Here is a 20194-nt window from a genome sequence, read left to right on the forward strand (position 1 = left end):
TTTCCCACTGATCATTTTTCGGGATAAAAATAAAAAAAGTAGCTCTAAAGAGCTACTTTTTTATTTTACTTCTACTGTTTCTTCTTTATGTTCATGCAGTTCGCCTTTTTTAACATGAACTTTCACTTTGTAAGAACCGTTTTCTTTGAAAGTATGTTTCGTTTCATACTCCCCTTTATTTCCTTCTTTCGCTGGAATAAATTCGTGTTTTTCAACACCATCTTTCCAAATTTCAAGTTGGACTTCAGCACCAGTTAACGCTTCTTCTTTTTGTTTTAAGTGAACTTTCATTGTTGATTCAGCATTTGCTTTTATGTCACCAGCCATAAGGTGGATCATTGTATCGCTTTTATGATCGCCATGTCCCGCACCATGATCACTATTTTCTTTTTTCGCATCTTCTACCTTCGCATTCCCTACAGCCACTTTTACTTCTGGCATAACATGCATTTCACGTGCATTTGTGTGAGCAATAATGTGGTATACTCCATCCGTTTCGAACGTTTTCTCTACAGCATAAACACCTTTTCCTTTATGCTTACCTTCTAGCATCTCGTGCTTTTCGTCGCCAGCTTTCCAAATTTCAAACTTTACATCATCAGCATCTGTTACCTTTTCTTTTCCTTGTGTAACAAGTGCTTGTACTTCTGTTTTTTCACCAGGTTTAATTTCTTTCGGATTTGTTTGAACTGCTACTTTTACAGCTTCTAGTTTCTGTTCTTTTTTCGGTTCTTCTTTGTTTGTATTACAGCCAGCCAATGCTAGCATCGCGATAAATAAAGTCATAATAAGTTTTTTCATCATCATTTCCTCCTTCATACTTTATTTAGTATAGAGGAAAAACATTGTAATATTCTAGTCTTCTGCTGAAAACAATGTACGAAATGTTTGTGAAGTTTCTGTGAAGTGCTATAGCCTTTTGAATCTATGAAAAAAGAGCATAGTATCTATGCTCTCGGATGAAACTGTTTATATACATCTTTTAATCTAGTTTTTGAAACATGCGTATAAATTTGTGTCGTTGAAATATCTGCATGTCCAAGCATTTCTTGCACAGCACGTAAGTCTGCTCCATTTTCTAATAAATGCGTAGCAAAAGAATGACGCAACGTATGAGGTGTAAGCTCTTTTTCAATATTTGCTTCTTTCGCTAATCGTTTTAAAATTTTCCAAAATCCTTGTCTTGATAATCGATTGCCATGATGGTTTAAAAAGAGTGCATCTACTACTTTTTTTCCCATCAATTCTCTTCTTCCCTTTTCAATATACTTTTGAATCGCTTCCGTCGCTAAACTTCCTAGTGGAATAATTCTTTCTTTATTCCCTTTCCCTATGCATCGAACAAATCCCATCGTTAAATGTACATCTTCTAAATTTAATGCAATTAATTCTGAAACACGAAGTCCTGTTGCATATAATAACTCTAGCATCGCTTTATCACGAACCCCAAAAGCGCTCGTCATTTTTGGTGTCTGCAGTAACGCCTCTACTTCATCAACTGACAATACTTTCGGTAATTTCCGTTCACCTTGCGGTGTTTCAATATGTACGGATGGATCGTGCTCTACTGCTCGTTCACGAAGTAAAAATTGGTGAAACGAACGAATCGATGCAATATGACGTGCTAATGTTTTCGAAGATTTTCCGTTTTCTTTTAAGTGCTGCAGAAAATTAACAATGTGCAAGCGTGTCACTTCGTGAAAGCTTTTCGCTTGTTCTACATTTTGCAAATACTTTACATAACTTTTTAAATCACGTTCATAAGATACTACTGTATTTTTCGCTAGCCCTTTTTCAACAACCATATAATGAATAAAATCTTTTAATTGATCTTCCAATCTACACTACTCCCCATTTTCATAGAAAAACATCATTCTATTTACGAAAGCATCCTTTGCCGGCTCTTCATTCCCTGATACTTTTTCTACTGTCTCTTCTTTTGGCTTTTCATAACGATGATAGCTTTCATATTCTTCATTTATCCATAGTATAGCGAAATAAAACAAAATCGTACAACTTGTAAATAATAAAAATACTTTTATCCCATCAAAAGTTAATTTTAAAGCTCGACGCATTGTAAATTCCTCCAAAATATAAGTTATTACAACATATGCCAAGCTTTCACCAATTTATACCTTATTCAAATAAAAAACCTCTTCCTAGTTAAATAGGAAAAGGTTATTTTTCATCCGTTTCATTTTCTTGACAATTTTTACAAATCCCATGGAATGTTAAACGATGATCCTTCACCTTAAAGCTCCAGTCATGTTCTACTTTCCTTTCCACTTCACCAAGTAAATCTTCTTGTATTTCTTGTACAGCACCACATTGTGTACAAATCAAATGATGGTGGAAACGCTGCGCACCTTCTTGGCGTAAGTCATAGCGTGAAACACCGTCTCCGAAGTTAATCTTATCGACAACTTTTAACTCAGATAATAGTTCTAAAGTTCGATAGACGGTTGCTAATCCGATCTCTGGCGACTTTTCTTTTACAAGGAGGTAAACATCTTCTGCGCTTAAATGATCTTCTTCATTTTCTAGCAGCACACGAACTGTTGCTTCACGTTGCGGTGTTAATTTGTAGCTCGCTGCATGTAATTGCTTCTTAATTCGTTCAATTCTTTCTTCCATTCGGTACTACTCCCTCCTCGCCACTCTTACACCATTATATCAGAAGAAGGGCTTCTGTCAAAAGAAAAACAATAAAAACAAATTGATAATTATTCTCATAAAGTATTTATTGTTTATTAATAGCCTCAACGACTTCTTTCATTAAAACTGGTGATGCATAAGCTTCCACACTAGAAGCAAGAGCTAGCACCGCTCCAATTACAAGAAAGAAGCATGTATAACGGATCAATAATGGTAATAGCGGCTCAGTTATTTTTCGTATAAATTGATGCCTAATCATGCGTAAGGAAAAACTTGCGGCAATTGTTGTCATAACGAGAAATACTGGGATGATAATGAGATTTTGTGGCAATACAGAAACGAATGCTAATAATAATCCATTCCATCCATGCTGACTTACTAAGAAACCTACTGTAAATCCGACAACTACTCCTTTTGCAAATAATAAAATAAAAATGAGTGGCAATCCAATAATTGAAATCCCTAAAATCCAAATAAATCCAATGTATTTTAATTGTGAAAAGTAACTTTCTCGAAACATTTCGCCTGCAATAGCAAATTCTCCTTTAGAAACTTGTCCAAAAAAACGTTGCAAATAAAAAGATAAATCTTGTTTTTGATTTAATTGTAAACTATTTACAAGAATCGCTCCAAATATTACTCCCATCAATAACAAAACAGCGTTAAATATATATAATGAAGAGTTTTCCTGTATGTGAGACATTACACGGTCTTGCCAAGTTTTTCTCCACATTTTTCTTCCCTCCGTTCACACTCTTACTAAAAATGTATGAAAGAAAGAAAAAAGTATGACGAATTAACATTGAAATTCCGCTCTACTTTGCTAAACTAAAAAGTAGAGAATAGGAGGGATTTCTCTTGAAACCATTATTATTAGATTTTCCAACATTATTTCAAACTGAACGCTTACAAGTTCGTAAGCCATTTCCAGGTGATGGTGCAGAAGTGTATGAAGCAATACAAGCTTCTCTAGAAGACTTAGTACCGTGGATGCCAATTAACGCTGAAACAGAAGAAAGTGCTGAAGAAATCGTTCGTAACGCTCACGGACAGTTTTTACTTCGTGAAACACTTGATTTTCACTTATACGATAAAGTATCTGGTACATTCATCGGAGCTATAACGCTCAAGCCTGAAAACTGGGATATTCCAAAGTTTTCACTTCACTTCTGGCTACATAGCGCTTATACAAAACAAGGCTATATGACCGAAGCTGTGAAAGGTGCCATTCAATTTGCCTTTGATAAGCTAAGCGCTCGAAGAATTGAAATTCGTATTGATGCAACAAATACAAATGCATGTAACTTAGCAGAACGTTTAGAATTTATTCTAGAAGGTACAATGGAAAATGATTTCATAGCACCAGATGGTAGCTTACGTGATGCACGCGTATATGCAAAAATTAATTAAAAAACACTCGCCTTTGGCGAGTGTTTATTTTTGTAGTTGTAAATATTGTACTGCAAACATCGTCTTCGCATCGTGAATACGAAAATCTTTCATAAGAGTAGTTGCTTCTTCTAATGATACTTCCATTAATTCCACAAACTCATCTTCATCTAACGCAGCTTTATTTTCTTTTTTCGTCAAACCTGTCGCTTTATATACATATAAAATTTCATCTGCAAATCCTGGAGATGTATAGAAAGAAGTAATAAGCTCCATATTTTCACATACATAACCTGTTTCCTCTTCTAATTCACGAACTGCTGTCACCTCAGGTTTTTCACCTGGTTCTAACTTGCCAGCCGGAATTTCTATAATCGCCTTTTCAAGCGCTTTACGATACTGCTCAACAAGCACAATTTTCCCCTCATCAGTAATAGCAATAATAGCAACTGCACCAGGGTGATTTACAATTTCACGTTTACTCATTGCTCCATTTGGTAATACTACATCATCAACACGAACTTTTATAACTCTACCATCAAAAATCGGCTCAGTTTTTACTGTTCTCTCTGCAAGATTACTCATACTACTTCATCTCCCTGTTCTATTTCCTATTCTTTCCTCATACATTTTACCACATTGAAAGGAGCGTGATAGAAATGAAAGTTTATATTTTACCAAATCGCGTCACTTTAGTCGGAAAAGCATGGCAAATTCGCCATAAGCTAAAACAATATGGCAAAGAGTATACAACTGTACAAGAGTGGATTACAGCAACTAAAAAGTAAACGTTTGTCAACCTCTTTTCCCTTGCGTACAATAAGAATAAGGAGAAGGAGGTTGACTTATGAAAAAACGTCAATTAGGAAACTCAGATTTATATGTGACAGAAATGGGACTTGGCTGTATGTCTCTCGGTACATCTGAAACAGAAGCCCTGCGTATTATCGATGAAGCAATCAATTTAGGAATCAATTTTTTTGATACAGCGGATTTATATGATTATGGATTAAACGAAGAATTTGTTGGAAAAGCCTTAAAAGGAAAACGAGACCAAATTGTCCTTACAACGAAGGTTGGAAATCGATGGACAGAAGAAAAAAATGGCTGGTCTTGGGATCCTTCTAAAAATTACATAAAGGCTGAAGTGAAAGAAAGTTTACGTAGACTTCAAACTGATTATATTGATCTTTATCAACTTCACGGCGGAACGATTGAAGATCCTATAGATGAAGTAATTGAAGCCTTTGAAGAATTAAAAAAAGAAGGTATCATTCGCCATTACGGTATTTCTTCTATACGTCCAAATGTCATCCGTGAGTATGCAAAGCGTTCAAATATCGTTAGTGTTCTAATGGAATATAGCCTTTTGAATCGTCGCCCTGAAGAATGGTTCCAGCTTCTTAATGAACATCAAATTAGCGTCATTGCTCGCGGACCACTTGCAAAAGGAATTTTAACTGACAATAATGCAAGAAAGATAGAAAGAGTAAAAGAAAAAGATTACCTTTCTTATTCTTACGATGAATTATATGCGACGCTTACGAATGTAAAAGAAATAATTGGAGAAAACGCCTTAACTGGAACAGCTATTCAATATTGCTTACATAACGAAACTGTTGCAGCTGTTATACCTGGTGCAAGCTCTATTCAACAATTACGAGAAAATGTACAGTCTAGTAAACAAACACAGTTAACAACAGCAGAATATACACAGCTTCAGCAAATTGTGAAATGTGATACGTACGCATTACACCGATAAAAAGACGCTACCATACTGGTAGCGTCTTTTTATAACGTATCATATTTATCAGGATTCGTTCCTACATGTAAATTACGATTTAACGTATTAATTTGAGTCATCTCTTCTTCCGTTAGTGAAAAATCAAAGATAGAAAAATTCTCCTGAATGCGAGATGGTGTAACAGATTTAGGAATCGTCACAACCCCGCTTTGAATATCCCATCTTAATATAACTTGCGCAGGTGTTTTTTCATATTTAGTAGCAATAGCCTGAATAATTGGGTGCTGAAATACTTCTCCACCTCTCATTAACGGACTCCATGCTTCCATTTGAATTTGCTCACCTTGACAGAAATTACGCAATTCAAATTGTGTTAACATTGGATGAAGTTCCACTTGGTTTACCATCGGCTTTACTTTGCAATTTGGTAATAGCAGTTCTAAATGATGTTTATGGAAATTAGAAACACCAATCGCGCGCACTTTACCTTCTTCATACAGCTTTTCTAACGCTCGGTACGTATCAACATACTTCCCTCTTATTGGCCAATGTATTAAATATAAATCTACATAGTCCATTTGTAATTTTTTTAAGCTTTTCTCAAAAGCCTCAAGTGTTTCCTCGTATCCTTGATCATCGTTCCAAACTTTTGTTGTAATAAAGATCTCTTCTCTCGGAATCCCTGATTCACGAACCGCTTCTCCGACACCGCTTTCATTTTCATATACAGTTGCTGTATCAATCGAACGGTATCCAACTTCTAACGCTGTTTTTACTGCTTGTTTTATTTCGTCGCCTTCTTTCGCTTTATAAACGCCTAAACCAATCATCGGCATTTTTACGCCATTATGAAGTGTAGTTGTTGGAATGTGCACAGTCGTCTCCCTTTCATTATTACATTTTTTTATAAGCCACCACTTTATTTGAACAAGATTCAACAAAAAAGTCAAAACATATATACAGTTTACATAATAAACTTATATACTTTCTAAAATAATGCGAACTCATTCATTCACATTATTTTCTATCCATTTCTTCGCTTTTTCATCAACATTACGTACAAACTCAGTTTTCCCTTCCGAATATAACGCACCATCATATGTATACTTTTCAGCTAATTCTTTCTTTAAAGTTGCATATGCCTCAGCTTCTTCACAATGAGCCATCATATAATCACGAAATGCTAAATGCCTTACTATCTCAGGGTTTCCTTTTTCAAACACGTGTAAGTGATACGAGCGTTTTTCCTCCGTTCCATGAATAAAATAACGGCGTCTTGAAATACCATTCTCCCCTTTTACGATATAGCCAAGCTCTTCAAAACGTTCATTCCACCTATCTACTCTGTCGATACTCTCTACTTCCATAATCATATCTATAATTGGTTTCGCTGCCAGTCCTGGCACCGACGTACTTCCAATATGATGGACCTTCACCTTTTCTGGCATCGCCGCTTTTAATCTTTCAGCCTCCATTTGAAATTTTTCACCCCAATGATTTTCATGCGGAACAACTACAATTTTTCTCATTCTAACTCCCCTTTTCTTACAAGCTCGTCAAAAAAATGATCAGCGTTATTCACTGATCATTTTCGTTATTATTTAAAGTCTTTCCAAGTAAGGTTACTTTCACTTAACAGTTCTTCAAATGATTTATTCTTTTCACGTTCTTTTTGTTCTTGGCGCTTTCTTTCCTGTTCAGCTGCCTCTTTTTTCTCTTCTCTTACTTGCAACTCTTTCTTCTTATTCTTTAATTGCTGCATGAGTGAATCATTTAATTGATCACCTAATGTAAGCGACTCTTTCTTTTGTTGATTCACTTGCGATTGTCTTTGCATTTGTCTTTGTTTCTTTTTCTTCATACTACTCACCTTTTACTTTTTTTCTCCATTATAGTAGATACACAATGAACTCGACAATAAAAAAGGGTCTTTACTCTATTATTCATCTTTTGTAAATATGTTAATTTTTCGAAAAAACCAAATTTTTGTATAGATATAATCCTATGAATCTATTAAAATTATGTCGTATGATGTCAGATTATAAAAAAGGAGAATTATATTATGTGGAAAAAAATTATTCCTGCTGTTGCCGTTTTAAGCACCATTACTTTTTCAACCGTATTTGCCGCTCCCCCATCCCAGGCTCCAGCTGAACAAAACCGCTACATAGACGTACAAATACTTGGTATTAATGATTTCCATGGACAACTAGATACTGTTAAAAAAATTAATAACAAAGAAGCTGGTGGCGCTGATTACTTAGCTACTTATTTAAAAGAACGTAAAAAACAAAACCCGAATACACTTCTCGTACACGCTGGTGATATTGTCGGAGCTAGTCCACCAGTTTCAGCATTATTACAAGATGAACCAACGATTGAATTTTTAAATGACTTAAAATTTGATGTTGGTACAATCGGAAACCACGAATTTGATGAAGGTATCGATGAAATGAAACGTCTCATTTATGGTGGCTATCACGAAAAAACAGGAAATTTCAAAGGTGCTAATTTCCCTTATGTCGCTGCAAACTTCTATAATAAATCCACTGGCCGCTTATTTTTACCGCCATTTACTGTAAAAATGGTAAATGGTGTGCCTGTAGGATTCATTGGCGTAGTTACAACTGATACACCAAATGTGGTGATGCCTACTATGCTTAAAAATGTAGAAATCACTGACGAAGTAGAAGCAATTAATAAATCAACACAGCAATTAAAGCGTCTTGGCGTTAAATCCATTGTCGTCCTTGCTCATGTCGGCGGAACAACAGATGAGTCTGGTGTGACAAATGGAGACCTTACTCGAATTGCAAATGAAACAGATCCGGAAGTTGATGTTATTTTTGGTGGGCATAGTCACACGTATGTAAATGGTACTGTAAATAATAAACTAATCGTCCAAGCAAACTCTTACGGAATGGCTTTCTCAGATGTAGATGTAACAATTGATCGTAAAACAAAAGATATTGTAAAGAAAAGAGCTGAAGTTGTTACAACATACCATGAAGGTGTAGAACCTGATAAACAAGTAAAGAAAAAATTAGATCAATATAAAGAAAAAATTGCACCACTTGTAAATGAAGTTGTCGGAAAATCTACAGCACCTATCGACCGTAAACAAAATGATGCTGGTGAGTCCACTCTTGGAAATTTAGTTGCCGATGCCCAGCGGCAAACGATGCAAACTCAAATCGCACTTATGAATCCAGGTGGCATTCGTAATGACTTAGATGCTGGCGATATTACATGGGGCGAATTATATGGCATTCAGCCTTTTGGAAACCAATTAATTAAAGTAGATTTAACAGGCCAAGATATTCGTGACATTTTAAATCAACAATGGCAAAAAGGTACGACGAGAATGCTTCAAATTTCAGGTATTCAATATACGTGGGATGCAAATAAACCAAACGGTGAAAAAGTTACAAATATACGTTTAACAAACGGTGAAGAATTATCTCCATCTAAAACGTATAGCGTAGTGGCAAATGCCTTTTTAGCTTCTGGCGGTGATGGATTTGTATCATTTAAAAATGGTACAAATCCAGAAACTGGTCCAAACGACTTTGAAGCGCTAGTCGATTACGTAAAACAATTAAAAGAACCTATTCAGCCAATTATCGATGGTAGAATTCAAAAAATAAATTAAGTACACTCATAATAAACAACCTTAATTTTTCATCGTAAAAGATACACATGGACCTTTTATTTTATCCGTCATATATGTGAAACCTAAAAAGGATACTCGTTCTGACAATGAACATAGTATCCTTTTCTTTAGTTATCAATATGTGATGTGTTGTTAAAATCATATTGTTGTAAAAATTGTTGTAACGCCTCTTCTACAAGTTTAGATTTTTGAATTCCTTTCGATTCTGATATAACGTCTAGTTTTGCTAATATTTCTTTATTAATAGAAAAGGTACGTTTCTTTTTTTCTGTACTTATATTCATCATGGGCGCAATTACTTCTTCTTTCTTTCTTAATAACTCATAAATACTTTGTAATTGTTCATAAATTAATAGTTGATAATCCGTTTTCGCATATTGAAGGGCTGTCGCTTCTTGGAGTTGTAAGTGACGCGGTTCTTCTCCATCTCCTACAAAAATACGCTTTTTCTGTTCTCCATCATATTCGTATCCAATCAATCTTAATTTCTTCGATAATGTATACGGGCTTATTTCAAGACGTTTTGCTATAATAGCGATGGATTCACGCCTATTTAAACAATCGATAATTTCTCCAATCGTCACAATTTCCCTCCTCCCGTGTTGAAATGACACTAGTATGGTATGTTACAATGATTTTCTAACAGTATATGCAAAACGAATAGCCTGTGCGATTCATACGATTTTAGAAAAGGAGGTTTTCAATATGCTTTTTCGTAGCAATACCCCGCAGTTCTATAATAAAAATAAAAAACTCATGCCTAATAGTATCGCTACGATGGAAAGCGTTATGATTAACAACCGAAAACAAACTCTCCTTATGCGCGGGCAAAACGTAGAGCAGCCTATTTTATTATGCTGTCACGGTGGACCAGGCATGGCACAAATCGGATTTATTCGTCATTTTCAAAAAGAATTGGAGAAACACTTCATCGTAATTAATTGGGATCAGCGCGGGGCAGGTAAATCCTTTTCAATGAAAGATTTCGGAGCAAATTTTACAATCGAACAATTCATTTCCGATGCAAAAGAAGTGATTCAATATGTACTTAAAAAGTTCAATAAACAGAAACTATTTCTCGCTGGTCATTCTTGGGGAAGTATTATCGGGCTTAACATAGCACACCATTATCCACAATATATCGAGGCTTATATCGGTATTGGGCAAATTGTACATATGAAACAAAACGAAGAATTACTATATCAGCATTTAATTCGTTCTGCAAAAAAACATAATCATAAAAAAGCATTAGCGTCCCTTTTAAAATTAGGAAAACCGCCATTTTTAGATACGAGACGCCTTATTATTCAAAGAAAATGGCTTGGCACATTCGGAGGAGCAATCCAAAACGGATCTTCCTTTTCGTTCATACGAAAAGGCTTCTTTTCCCCTGAATATACGCTATTAGATTGGTTCAAGTTTCTCGCAGGGAATTTAAAATCTGGCGTTTTATGGGAAGAAATGTTGACAATCGATTTCTTTTCTTCTATTACGAGTTTATCTATTCCAGTTTATTTTTGTTCTGGTCGCTATGATTATCAAACTCCTTATGCACTCGTTCAGGAATATTGTGATGTAATAGAAGCACCGATAAAAAAGATGATTTGGTTCCCAAATTCAGCACATTCTCCCGATTTAGAAGAGCCAGAATTATTCGCTCGTTCTTTACAATCCATTAAACAAGAGCTAGCTTTTCACCATTAGTAACAAAAGGCTCTTTTACATTTCATAAAAAACAATTTATAATAATATGTCGCAACTATGTATAAATATAGCAAGGTGCTTCATATTTACTTACCTTAACACAATAAAATTTTGGGGAGATTACATTTATTATGAATGCTGTACTCGTTGCAGTAGCAGTTATGCTATTGCTTAGTTTATTACGTGTCCAGGTCATTGTCGCCATCATTGTTGGAGCTTTAACAGGCGGAATTATCGGCGGACTCGGTATTTCAGAAACGATTAACACTTTTACAACTGGTCTTGGAAACAGTGCTCCAATCGCTTTAAGTTATGCAATGCTTGGCGGTTTCGCTATTTCTCTTTCCAAAACAGGACTTCCAGATGCCATGATTCAAACGGCATTAAAATGGATTGGCAATGAACAAGACACGAAAAAACAAGTTTATTCTAAAATACTTATTCTATTCATCATTTTAACGATGGCTTGTTTCTCACAAAATGTGATTCCTGTTCATATCGCTTTCATCCCCATCTTAATTCCAGCACTTTTAAAAGTATTAAATGAGCTGAAAGTGGATCGCAGACTTGTTACATGTATTATTACATTCGGATTGATTACTCCTTATATGTGGATTCCAGCAGGGTTCGGAAAAATTTATCATGACGTATTGCAAACAAATGCTGCGCAAAGCGGTCTTACATTTGATGTCGCGCTTATTCCAAAAGCAATGACGATTCCAGCAATCGGTATGATTATCGGATTATGTGTAGCGGTGTTCATTACGTACCGAAAACCTCGTACGTATGAAACAGAACAAATTCATACTACCGCAAATGAAATCGTTCCCTATACAAAACGTAGCATTACTTTCGGATTATTATCTATCATAGCCACATTAACTGTTCAATTAGCAACAGAATCAATGATTTTCGGTGCTTTAGCTGGGATTATCGTCTTATCAGTAAGTGGTAGTCTACCTCTTAAAGAAGCAGATGCGATATTAACAAGCGGAATGCGCATGATGTCCTTTATTGGTTTTGTTATGATTGCGGCTGCTGGATTCGGAGCTGTGCTTCGAAAAACAGGACATGTTGAATCTCTTGTGCAAACGAGTGCACATATAATTGGAAACAACAAACCACTCGCTGCATTTCTTATGCTTGTAATTGGACTTCTCGTTACGATGGGAATTGGTTCATCCTTTTCAACCATCCCTATTTTAACAACAATTTTTGTACCCCTTTGCATGCAGCTTGGATTTAGTCCAATGGCCACCATTGCCATTATCGGTACAGCCGGAGCGCTAGGAGATGCAGGATCTCCAGCATCAGATAGTACACTTGGACCAACATCTGGTTTAAACGCTGATGGTCAACACCATCATATATGGGATACATGTGTACCAACTTTTCTGCATTATAATATACCGTTACTTATATTCGGATTTATTGCCGCAATTACATTATAAAAGGTGCGTTTTATACGCACCTTTTACTTTTTTATTTTTCTCTTTAATTGTTGCAACGCTATTTTCCCATTTTCTTCGCTACAACTTTCCATTTGCATAAATGACGGACCTGCCCATTCACTGTCTATACTCCCGTTTATTCCAATAATTTTCACTTTATCCGGTATACGGATATTTAATTTTTTTGCTGCTCGAATTAACTCAAAAGTAATCTTATCACTTGAAGTTACAATTCCATCTACATACGGATTGTTTTGCAATAACGTAACAAACTGTTTATTCGTATACCCTTGTACACATTCTTCTCGATAAAAGATTCCTTCCTCCCAAACAGCATCTAAAAATCCTGATATGTACTCTTCCATTTCTTCACTATCTTCGCCCTCACCGAAATAAGCAAGAAAGTGACAACCTTTTTCTTTTAATAAAGAGACCGCTCTTTGGCCACTTTCATAATAATTTGCATGGGATTTTTTTTCATCAATCACAACAAACGGAAGTGGGATTTCTCCTATACTTTTAAAAACGGATCTTGTCAAAATAACACCTGCAACGTTATTTCCCTTCAACATATGTATGTATTTATCTTTATTCTCTATATTACAAACAATAATTTGATATCCTTCTTTATACGCTATTTCCTCAATACAATGTAGCAAAGTGATGTTTGATGGGTCATATAGATTATCTACAAGTAATGCAATTATCGTTGAATTTTCTTTAAATAGTGGCTTTGCTGCACTATTTGGCCTATAACGTAATTCCTCAATTGCTTCCTTTACTTGTTTTACTGTGTCCTCATGAACGTATCCTTTTTCATTTATAACTCGTGAAACGGTTGCGACTGAAACACCTGCCAATTTTGCAACATCACGTATAGTTGCCACATCGTCACCCCTTAATATGGTAATAGATTACAATTTTACGGTAACCTAAATTACAATATTCGTCAAGGTTAATAACTTATATTTCTGAAAATTGTTACATCATTACACTAAACTATATTCTAATTGAATTTCATGTAAAATCGGGATATTATCATACCCAATGCGAGGAATTTCTTTCTTTATTTTTCTTGCCTCTTCAACTGCATTTACATATAAATTCGTCATTAAAAAATTACGTTTTTGGTAAAAACGTAACGCATTCATATTATCATTTGTTGTTATAAGCCAAACCTGCCTGCACTGTTCTTCTTCTGCAACTCGTAATACACAATCCACAAGTTTTGTCCCTATTCCTTTTCTTTCTTCAAAGCTATCTAACGATACAATTTCGCACATATTTCCGATCAATTCATACGTTACAATTCCGATTATTCTGTCTTCTGAGAGCGCAACAAATCCTGGCAACTCTTCTAATTGATGCTCCTTACCACGTGAAACCATCAATGAACTCCCCCAGTTCTCACACATGAACATTCGGATTGTTTCTTTCATCGCTGGCGTAATTTTTTGTATATGCACCATTTCCTATTTCTCCCCTTTTCTATCCTTGTGATACAATATAAGTGTATCACATGTAACGGTATTTGGAGGATGAGGTAAAGTATGAAACGTTTTTTTGCAGCATTGTTTACTATACTAGGTGCGATAACTGCCCTTGGGATTTTCTTTACAAATAAGGTGATGTACTTAAAGAAAAAAACAGAGGAAGAAATACTCGAAAGAGAAACGAAAAAACATTTTCGTATAGAGGATTTTGATGCTCTTCATAAAGAAGAAATTCATATTCCTTCGCAATTCGGATATGATCTTCACGGATATTACATTCCTGCTGGTCATTCCAATAAGTTTATGATTTTCTGTCACGGCGTAACTGTAAATAAAATGAACTCTGTAAAATATGCAAGGTTATTTTTAAACAGAGGATATAATGTCGTTATTTATGATCATCGTCGTCATGGTAAAACTGGCGGAAAAACAACAAGCTATGGATACTATGAAAAACATGATTTAAAATCTGTAGTTGACTGGCTAAAAGGTCGTTTTGGAACAAATATAACACTCGGTATTCATGGTGAATCGATGGGCGCTGCAACACTTCTTCAGTACGCAGGACTTGTAGAAGATGGTGCTGACTTCTATATTGCAGATTGTCCTTTCTCTGATTTCTACGGACAATTACAGCACCGTTTAAAGGTTGAATTCCATTTACCGAAATGGCCTTTATTACCTTTAGCAAATGCTTTCTTAAAAGTGCGTGACGGTTATACGATTCGTGAAGTTTCACCAATCGATTGTATAAAAAACATTAACAATCCCGTCCTCTTTATTCATAGTAAAAATGATGATTATATTTTAGCTGATATGACGAAAGCACTCTATGAAGCAAAAGAAAACAATAAACAACTTTATATTGCAGAACACGGCGCACACGCTTGCTCTTATAACGAAAATAAAGAAGAGTATGAAGCAGCCATTGATCAATTTTTAAACTCATATGTAAAAGAAACAAAAAACAGGCTTGCATAAGCCTGTTTTTTTATTGCGCTAAAACGTCTGTAACTTGTTCCATATTTTCAGAAATCCACTTTATTGCATCATCTAACGTTGGAAATTCTGTCGTTTGAAATGTTACCTCATCTTGCAGTAACCAAACATCCTTTGACTCTTGTCCTACACCAGCAATGGACCAGTGCAACAAACTATATGGATGATTATCATTCAAAAATGATGCCCATGTGCGCTCATTTGCAATATTTCGTAATGTACGTAATTGTTTATCCATCTTTCGTCACCTTACTCTAGTCAGTTATAAAAAACATTATAACACTCTCTTCTCTTCCAAAGAAAGTGCTCTTTTCATATTGTCAAGTACTTCTCTTGATTATATGATGAAATTAAGCGTTTGGGAAGGAGGGATAGCGTTGGCTAAAGTACAAATTAAAGTAAATGATAATGGCTCTTTTCGCGTTACAGGGGACGTGGAATTAGTTGATTCACAAGGGAATGTATTTCCAGCAAAACCGGCATTTTCTTTATGCCGTTGTGGTTTATCAAAAAATATGCCTTATTGCGATGCTTCGCATAAAGGAAAATTTGAATCTGTTGTTAGAGCACCAGAGGCAGAATAATTTCACATGTGACATGCACATTTTTTTGTGCATGTTTTTTCTTTTGATCAACTCCATTACATCCCTTCTCCTTACAACATTTCTAATACTTCTGTCCTCATGCCAGCATACATATATTTTCACACAATTCTTCACATTCGAACATTTTTTACTAGCCTTTTTTCTTTTTTGTGCTATAATTTGAGCAAACAGCATCCTTCGGGGTCGGGTGAAATTCCCAACCGGCGGTGATGAAGTGCAAACTTCTAAGTCCGTGACCCGTTTTCAACTCGAAAACGGTGGATCTAGTGAAACTCTAGGGCCGACAGTATAGTCTGGATGGGAGAAGGATATGTTTTCTAGTAATTTTATATAGCGAATACACTTTTATTTCAGTATGCATATTTTTAAGTTTCATTTTGAATCTTTATATATGTTTTATTTTGTATACTTATGTTTCTATACTGGAATAAAAAGATACGACTAGCGTTTGAAAAATTCGATATTTTGCTAGGTTTTTTCCTTATGCCAAAATATCAATCATCGTTAGGTTTCTTTCCTATACTTTCGTATTCGAACTATATTTCTAGAAATCACGTCTCCCAAACCCCAAGGATATAAAATCCTTGGGGTTTTTTGATTTTTTCAGGAGAGGTGAAGAGAATGACAGATCAAGAATATATGAGGATTGCCCTGCAGTTAGCAGAAGGAACATCCGGACAAACAAGTCCAAATCCTATGGTTGGTGCTGTTGTTGTAAAAGATGGAAACATCGTCGGTATGGGAGCTCATTTGCGTGCTGGTGAAGAACACGCAGAAGTCTATGCTCTTCATATGGCTGGCGAAAAAGCAAAAGGAGCTACCGTTTATGTAACACTTGAACCTTGTAGCCATTTTGGAAAAACACCACCCTGCTGTGAATCGCTCATCAAAAAAGGAGTCAAACGGGTTGTAATTGCTACTCTTGATTGTAATCCGCTCGTTTCTGGCAATGGAAAAAGGAAATTAGAAGAAGCTGGCATCGAAGTAACGACTGGTGTTCTTGAAGCAGAAGCAATTTTATTAAATCGCTACTTTTTTCACTACATGAAAACGAAGCGTCCATTTGTAACAATAAAAACAGCAATGAGCTTGGATGGAAAAACAGCAACCGTAACCGGTGAAAGTAAGTGGATTACAGGTGAAGAATCACGAGCTGATGTTCACCAATACCGCCATACACATGATGCGATTCTCGTTGGAGTGAATACAGTTATAGCTGATAATCCGCATTTAACAACAAGAATTCCTAACGGGGGACAAAATCCTATACGCGTTATTTTAGATACCCATTTACGAACGCCACCATCTTCTCATGTCATAACAGATGGTTTAGCACCGACATGGATTTTTGTCGGTAATGGTGTAGATAAAAAGAAAATAGCTTCTTATGAATCTGAAAATATAGCTATATTCCAAATGAAAACGAAACAGATTGAAATACAGGATGTTTTACACCTACTCGGCGAAAAACAAATTCTTTCTCTTTTCGTCGAAGGTGGTCAAACAGTTCATGCAAGTTTCTTACAAACAAAGTATTTCAATGAAATTGTAACTTATATAAGTCCAAAATTAATTGGTGGAAAAAATGCCCCTACTTTATTTGGCGGCAATGGTTTTTCAACATTACAAGATGCACTTTCCTTGGAAATTCAAGAGATGAAACAAATTGGCGATGATATAAAAATTGTTGCGCATGCCCGAAGTGAGGTGACGGAATGTTTACAGGAATTGTAGAAGAATTAGGAACGATTGCAAACATGCAACAAAGCGGCGAAGCGATGAAGTTAACGATTCATGCCAATAAAATTTTATCAGATGTTCACTTAGGTGATAGCATCGCGGTGAACGGTATTTGCTTGACTGTAACGAGTTTCACAACAACTTCATTCACAGTAGACGCAATGCCTGAAACGATGCAATCAACATCACTTCGCATGCTTAAACCGCAATGCAAAGTAAATTTAGAGCGTGCAATGGCTGCAAACGGACGATTCGGTGGACATTTCGTTTCAGGACATATCGATGGCATCGGAACGATATTAAACAAAAAACAACACTATAATGCCGTCTATTACAAAATAGCTATTTCTGATGAATTGCTACGCTATTGTTTGCATAAAGGGTCCGTTGCTGTTGATGGAACGAGTTTAACAATATTTGATATAGACGAATCTTCCATTACCATTTCACTCATCCCGCACACAGTAAGTGAATCTGTTATCGGAGAAAAAAATGCCGGTGACATCGTAAATATTGAGTGTGACATGATTGGTAAATATATCGAACGCTTTATTTCTAAACCAGTAAAACGAACAGGTTCAATGACAGAAAGCTTTTTACAAGAAAACGGATTTCTATAAGGGGGAAGCATTATGTTTCATCGTATTGAAGAAGCTCTAGAAGATTTAAAACAAGGAAAAGTCGTGATCGTATGTGATGATGAAAACCGCGAAAATGAAGGCGACTTTATCGCTTTAGCAGAGTATATTACGCCAGAAACAATTAACTTTATGATTACACATGGGCGCGGCCTCGTTTGTGTACCAATTACAGAAGGATACGCAGAACGTCTACAATTAGAACCAATGGTAGCTCATAATACAGATTCGCATCATACTGCATTTACAGTGAGCATTGATCATGTTTCTACAACAACTGGGATTAGTGCCCACGAACGTGCAACTACGATACGAGAAATGTTAAATCCTGCATCAAAAGGTGCTGATTTCAATCGTCCTGGACATATCTTTCCATTAATTGCGAAAGAAGGTGGTGTCCTGCGCCGTGCTGGTCATACAGAAGCTGCTGTCGATTTAGCACAGCTTTGCGGAGCAGAACCAGCTGGCGTCATTTGCGAAATTATTAATGAGGACGGTACGATGGCACGCGTACCTGATTTACTACAGTGCGCAAAACAATTTGATATAAAAATGATTACAATAGAAGATTTAATTGCTTATCGCCGCCACCATGAAACATTAGTGACGCGTGAAGTGGAAATTACATTACCTACAGATTTCGGTACTTTCCATGCAATTGGCTATTCTAATTCATTAGATACGAAAGAACATATTGCACTCGTAAAAGGTGATATTTCAACAGGAGAGCCTGTACTTGTACGCGTTCATTCAGAGTGCTTAACAGGAGATGTATTTGGCTCGTGCCGCTGCGATTGCGGACCACAACTCCATGCTGCACTTGCTCAAATTGAGCGTGAAGGAAAGGGCGTTCTTCTTTATATGAGACAAGAAGGACGAGGCATTGGGCTTCTTAATAAGCTTCGCGCTTATAAGTTACAAGAAGAAGGCTTCGATACTGTAGAAGCAAACGAAAAGCTTGGCTTCCCTGCTGATCTGCGTGATTACGGTATTGGCGCTCAAATATTAAAAGATTTAGGTTTACAACATTTACGGTTATTAACGAATAATCCTCGAAAAATTGCTGGCTTACAAGGTTACGATTTAGAAGTAATCGAGCGTGTACCGTTACAAATGCCAGCAAAAGAAGAGAATAAAACGTATTTACAAACGAAAGTAAACAAATTAGGACATTTACTAAACTTATAATTAAGGGAGAGATTTATTATGGTATTCGAAGGTCATTTAGTTGGTACAGGATTAAAAGTTGGAGTTGTTGTTGGACGTTTTAATGAATTTATTACAAGTAAATTACTTGGTGGTGCTTTAGACGGATTAAAGCGTCACGGTGTAGAAGAAGCTGATATCGATGTTGCTTGGGTTCCTGGTGCATTTGAAATTCCTTTAATCGCTAAAAAGATGGCGAATAGCGGGAAATATGATGCTGTTATTACGTTAGGCACTGTCATTCGTGGTGCTACAACACATTACGATTACGTTTGTAATGAAGTAGCAAAAGGTGTTGCATCTTTATCACTACAAACAGACATCCCAGTTATTTTCGGTGTATTAACGACTGAAACAATTGAGCAAGCAATTGAACGCGCAGGCACGAAAGCTGGTAATAAAGGCTATGAATCCGCCGTTGCTGCAATTGAAATGGCTCACTTATCAAAACAATGGGCATAAAAAAATAAAAAAGAGGCTGCGGCCTCTTTTTTATTTCTTCACTTTTTTCCGTACATCTTTTATTAATTCATCCATTGTTTTTCCTTCTGTTTGTATACGAAGCGTTTGTGCTGTTCTCCATACATTCTCTCTTTTCTTCGCTTCTTCTATAATAGTAATTTCTTTTCGTACTTCCTTTAAATCTTTCCCTTCTGTTTTCAATCCAAAATGTTCAGCTTTCGTTCGAAAATGTTGTTCAATTCGTTGTTGCATCTCTTTTTGTTCAGGATTTTCGGCGGCCTTAACTGGATCAGCACTTATTGCTTTTAGTAAAATGAGACAAGTCATAATCGCTAATATATATTTGTGCATGTAAAATCCTCCAACCCAATATAAATTACATATTTACTATGTACAATTGGTGCTTGGAAAATTCGTCCACCAAAATTCTTTTTT

26 protein-coding genes and 1 riboswitch are annotated in these 20194 nt (G+C 36.0%); of the genes, 12 read left to right on the forward strand and 14 right to left on the reverse strand.

The window, feature by feature from the left end:
- Positions 1 to 60 precede the first annotated feature (60 nt).
- The 5 genes from MR083_RS14975 to spoIIM all read right to left on the reverse strand — a co-directional run bounded on the left by MR083_RS14975 (position 61) and on the right by spoIIM (position 3358).
- Entirely contained in the window at positions 61 to 804 is a 744-nt protein-coding gene (locus MR083_RS14975) for a FixH family protein (protein WP_061183923.1), read from the reverse strand.
- Positions 805 to 947: 143 nt separating this feature from the next.
- Positions 948 to 1838: a site-specific tyrosine recombinase XerD gene (gene xerD, locus MR083_RS14980; protein WP_000390084.1), complete on the reverse strand. Its 891-nt coding sequence runs from the start codon at positions 1836 to 1838 to the stop codon at positions 948 to 950.
- A 6-nt stretch (positions 1839 to 1844) separates the two neighbouring features.
- The gene (locus tag MR083_RS14985) at positions 1845 to 2075 is read right to left on the reverse strand and encodes a YqzK family protein (protein ID WP_001250432.1); all 231 of its coding nucleotides are present in this window, start codon (positions 2073 to 2075) and stop codon (positions 1845 to 1847) included.
- Positions 2076 to 2178: 103 nt separating this feature from the next.
- Positions 2179 to 2634 carry a ferric iron uptake transcriptional regulator gene (gene fur, locus MR083_RS14990; protein WP_000392655.1) on the reverse strand — a complete coding sequence of 152 codons (456 nt, stop codon included), beginning with the start codon at positions 2632 to 2634 and terminating at the stop codon, positions 2179 to 2181.
- A 106-nt stretch (positions 2635 to 2740) separates the two neighbouring features.
- The gene (gene spoIIM, locus MR083_RS14995) at positions 2741 to 3358 is read right to left on the reverse strand and encodes a stage II sporulation protein M (protein ID WP_223290733.1); all 618 of its coding nucleotides are present in this window, start codon (positions 3356 to 3358) and stop codon (positions 2741 to 2743) included.
- 155 nt (positions 3359 to 3513) lie between these two features.
- Here spoIIM and MR083_RS15000 point away from each other — a divergent pair, with 155 nt between their 5' ends.
- Positions 3514 to 4065, forward strand: a complete 552-nt coding sequence (locus tag MR083_RS15000; RefSeq protein WP_000803491.1) for a GNAT family N-acetyltransferase — start codon at positions 3514 to 3516, stop codon at positions 4063 to 4065.
- 24 nt (positions 4066 to 4089) lie between these two features.
- Here the strand turns inward: MR083_RS15000 and MR083_RS15005 are convergent, their stop codons facing one another.
- A complete protein-coding gene (locus MR083_RS15005) occupies positions 4090 to 4629 on the reverse strand; it encodes an NUDIX hydrolase (protein ID WP_242269520.1) in 540 nt (179 codons plus the stop codon).
- A gap of 74 nt (positions 4630 to 4703) precedes the next feature.
- On the opposite strand from MR083_RS15005, the gene mciZ reads away from it, so the two are divergent.
- Positions 4704 to 4832 (forward strand): Z-ring formation inhibitor MciZ, encoded by a 129-nt coding sequence (gene mciZ / locus MR083_RS15010; protein WP_000870299.1) that lies wholly within the window; start codon positions 4704 to 4706, stop codon positions 4830 to 4832.
- A 59-nt stretch (positions 4833 to 4891) separates the two neighbouring features.
- Positions 4892 to 5806: an aldo/keto reductase gene (gene lolS, locus MR083_RS15015; protein ID WP_000747237.1), complete on the forward strand. Its 915-nt coding sequence runs from the start codon at positions 4892 to 4894 to the stop codon at positions 5804 to 5806.
- A gap of 29 nt (positions 5807 to 5835) precedes the next feature.
- Here lolS and MR083_RS15020 read toward each other — a convergent pair whose 3' ends face one another.
- The 3 genes from MR083_RS15020 to MR083_RS15030 all read right to left on the reverse strand — a co-directional run bounded on the left by MR083_RS15020 (position 5836) and on the right by MR083_RS15030 (position 7649).
- Positions 5836 to 6663 carry an aldo/keto reductase gene (locus tag MR083_RS15020; protein ID WP_242269521.1) on the reverse strand — a complete coding sequence of 276 codons (828 nt, stop codon included), beginning with the start codon at positions 6661 to 6663 and terminating at the stop codon, positions 5836 to 5838.
- A gap of 129 nt (positions 6664 to 6792) precedes the next feature.
- Entirely contained in the window at positions 6793 to 7317 is a 525-nt protein-coding gene (locus MR083_RS15025) for a GrpB family protein (protein WP_001227169.1), read from the reverse strand.
- A 68-nt stretch (positions 7318 to 7385) separates the two neighbouring features.
- Entirely contained in the window at positions 7386 to 7649 is a 264-nt protein-coding gene (locus tag MR083_RS15030) for a YqkE family protein (RefSeq protein ID WP_000727563.1), read from the reverse strand.
- A gap of 201 nt (positions 7650 to 7850) precedes the next feature.
- Here MR083_RS15030 and MR083_RS15035 point away from each other — a divergent pair, with 201 nt between their 5' ends.
- Entirely contained in the window at positions 7851 to 9440 is a 1590-nt protein-coding gene (locus tag MR083_RS15035; protein ID WP_242269522.1) for a bifunctional metallophosphatase/5'-nucleotidase, read from the forward strand.
- 128 nt (positions 9441 to 9568) lie between these two features.
- Here the strand turns inward: MR083_RS15035 and MR083_RS15040 are convergent, their stop codons facing one another.
- A complete protein-coding gene (locus tag MR083_RS15040; RefSeq protein WP_000151911.1) occupies positions 9569 to 10045 on the reverse strand; it encodes a ribbon-helix-helix domain-containing protein in 477 nt (158 codons plus the stop codon).
- A gap of 121 nt (positions 10046 to 10166) precedes the next feature.
- On the opposite strand from MR083_RS15040, the gene MR083_RS15045 reads away from it, so the two are divergent.
- A complete protein-coding gene (locus tag MR083_RS15045) occupies positions 10167 to 11165 on the forward strand; it encodes an alpha/beta fold hydrolase (protein ID WP_000898955.1) in 999 nt (332 codons plus the stop codon).
- Positions 11166 to 11296: 131 nt separating this feature from the next.
- Positions 11297 to 12616, forward strand: a complete 1320-nt coding sequence (locus tag MR083_RS15050) for a Na+/H+ antiporter family protein (protein ID WP_000994827.1) — start codon at positions 11297 to 11299, stop codon at positions 12614 to 12616.
- 23 nt (positions 12617 to 12639) lie between these two features.
- Here the strand turns inward: MR083_RS15050 and MR083_RS15055 are convergent, their stop codons facing one another.
- Positions 12640 to 13503, reverse strand: a complete 864-nt coding sequence (locus tag MR083_RS15055; protein WP_242269523.1) for a LacI family DNA-binding transcriptional regulator — start codon at positions 13501 to 13503, stop codon at positions 12640 to 12642.
- 102 nt (positions 13504 to 13605) lie between these two features.
- On the reverse strand, positions 13606 to 14085 hold the full coding sequence (locus MR083_RS15060; protein WP_242269524.1) for a GNAT family N-acetyltransferase: 480 nt from the start codon (positions 14083 to 14085) through the stop codon (positions 13606 to 13608).
- 81 nt (positions 14086 to 14166) lie between these two features.
- Here MR083_RS15060 and MR083_RS15065 point away from each other — a divergent pair, with 81 nt between their 5' ends.
- Positions 14167 to 15090 (forward strand): alpha/beta hydrolase, encoded by a 924-nt coding sequence (locus MR083_RS15065; protein ID WP_242269525.1) that lies wholly within the window; start codon positions 14167 to 14169, stop codon positions 15088 to 15090.
- Between the two features lie 10 nt (positions 15091 to 15100).
- On the opposite strand, the gene MR083_RS15070 is transcribed toward MR083_RS15065, so the two are convergent.
- The gene (locus MR083_RS15070) at positions 15101 to 15346 is read right to left on the reverse strand and encodes a YqkC family protein (RefSeq protein WP_000360809.1); all 246 of its coding nucleotides are present in this window, start codon (positions 15344 to 15346) and stop codon (positions 15101 to 15103) included.
- Between the two features lie 139 nt (positions 15347 to 15485).
- Here MR083_RS15070 and MR083_RS15075 point away from each other — a divergent pair, with 139 nt between their 5' ends.
- From MR083_RS15075 to ribH, 5 genes are all read left to right on the forward strand, one after another.
- Positions 15486 to 15692: a CDGSH iron-sulfur domain-containing protein gene (locus MR083_RS15075; protein WP_001151582.1), complete on the forward strand. Its 207-nt coding sequence runs from the start codon at positions 15486 to 15488 to the stop codon at positions 15690 to 15692.
- A 190-nt stretch (positions 15693 to 15882) separates the two neighbouring features.
- A riboswitch (FMN riboswitch) is annotated at positions 15883 to 16026 on the forward strand.
- Between the two features lie 308 nt (positions 16027 to 16334).
- Positions 16335 to 17447: a bifunctional diaminohydroxyphosphoribosylaminopyrimidine deaminase/5-amino-6-(5-phosphoribosylamino)uracil reductase RibD gene (gene ribD, locus MR083_RS15080; protein ID WP_242269526.1), complete on the forward strand. Its 1113-nt coding sequence runs from the start codon at positions 16335 to 16337 to the stop codon at positions 17445 to 17447.
- Complete coding sequence (gene ribE / locus MR083_RS15085; protein ID WP_000493918.1) at positions 17429 to 18073, forward strand: riboflavin synthase subunit alpha; 645 nt, start codon at positions 17429 to 17431, stop codon at positions 18071 to 18073. The genes ribD and ribE overlap by 19 nt, the downstream gene beginning before the upstream one ends.
- Before the next feature lie 12 nt (positions 18074 to 18085).
- Positions 18086 to 19279, forward strand: a complete 1194-nt coding sequence (gene ribBA / locus MR083_RS15090; RefSeq protein ID WP_000468998.1) for a bifunctional 3,4-dihydroxy-2-butanone 4-phosphate synthase/GTP cyclohydrolase II — start codon at positions 18086 to 18088, stop codon at positions 19277 to 19279.
- 18 nt (positions 19280 to 19297) lie between these two features.
- A complete protein-coding gene (gene ribH / locus MR083_RS15095) occupies positions 19298 to 19759 on the forward strand; it encodes a 6,7-dimethyl-8-ribityllumazine synthase (protein WP_000230889.1) in 462 nt (153 codons plus the stop codon).
- Between the two features lie 30 nt (positions 19760 to 19789).
- On the opposite strand, the gene MR083_RS15100 is transcribed toward ribH, so the two are convergent.
- Complete coding sequence (locus tag MR083_RS15100; protein WP_000549778.1) at positions 19790 to 20110, reverse strand: hypothetical protein; 321 nt, start codon at positions 20108 to 20110, stop codon at positions 19790 to 19792.
- Between the last annotated feature and the right edge of the window lie 84 nt (positions 20111 to 20194).

The sequence above is a fragment of the Bacillus cereus group sp. BfR-BA-01408 genome (assembly GCF_022663305.1).
GTDB lineage: Bacteria > Bacillota > Bacilli > Bacillales > Bacillaceae_G > Bacillus_A > Bacillus_A pacificus.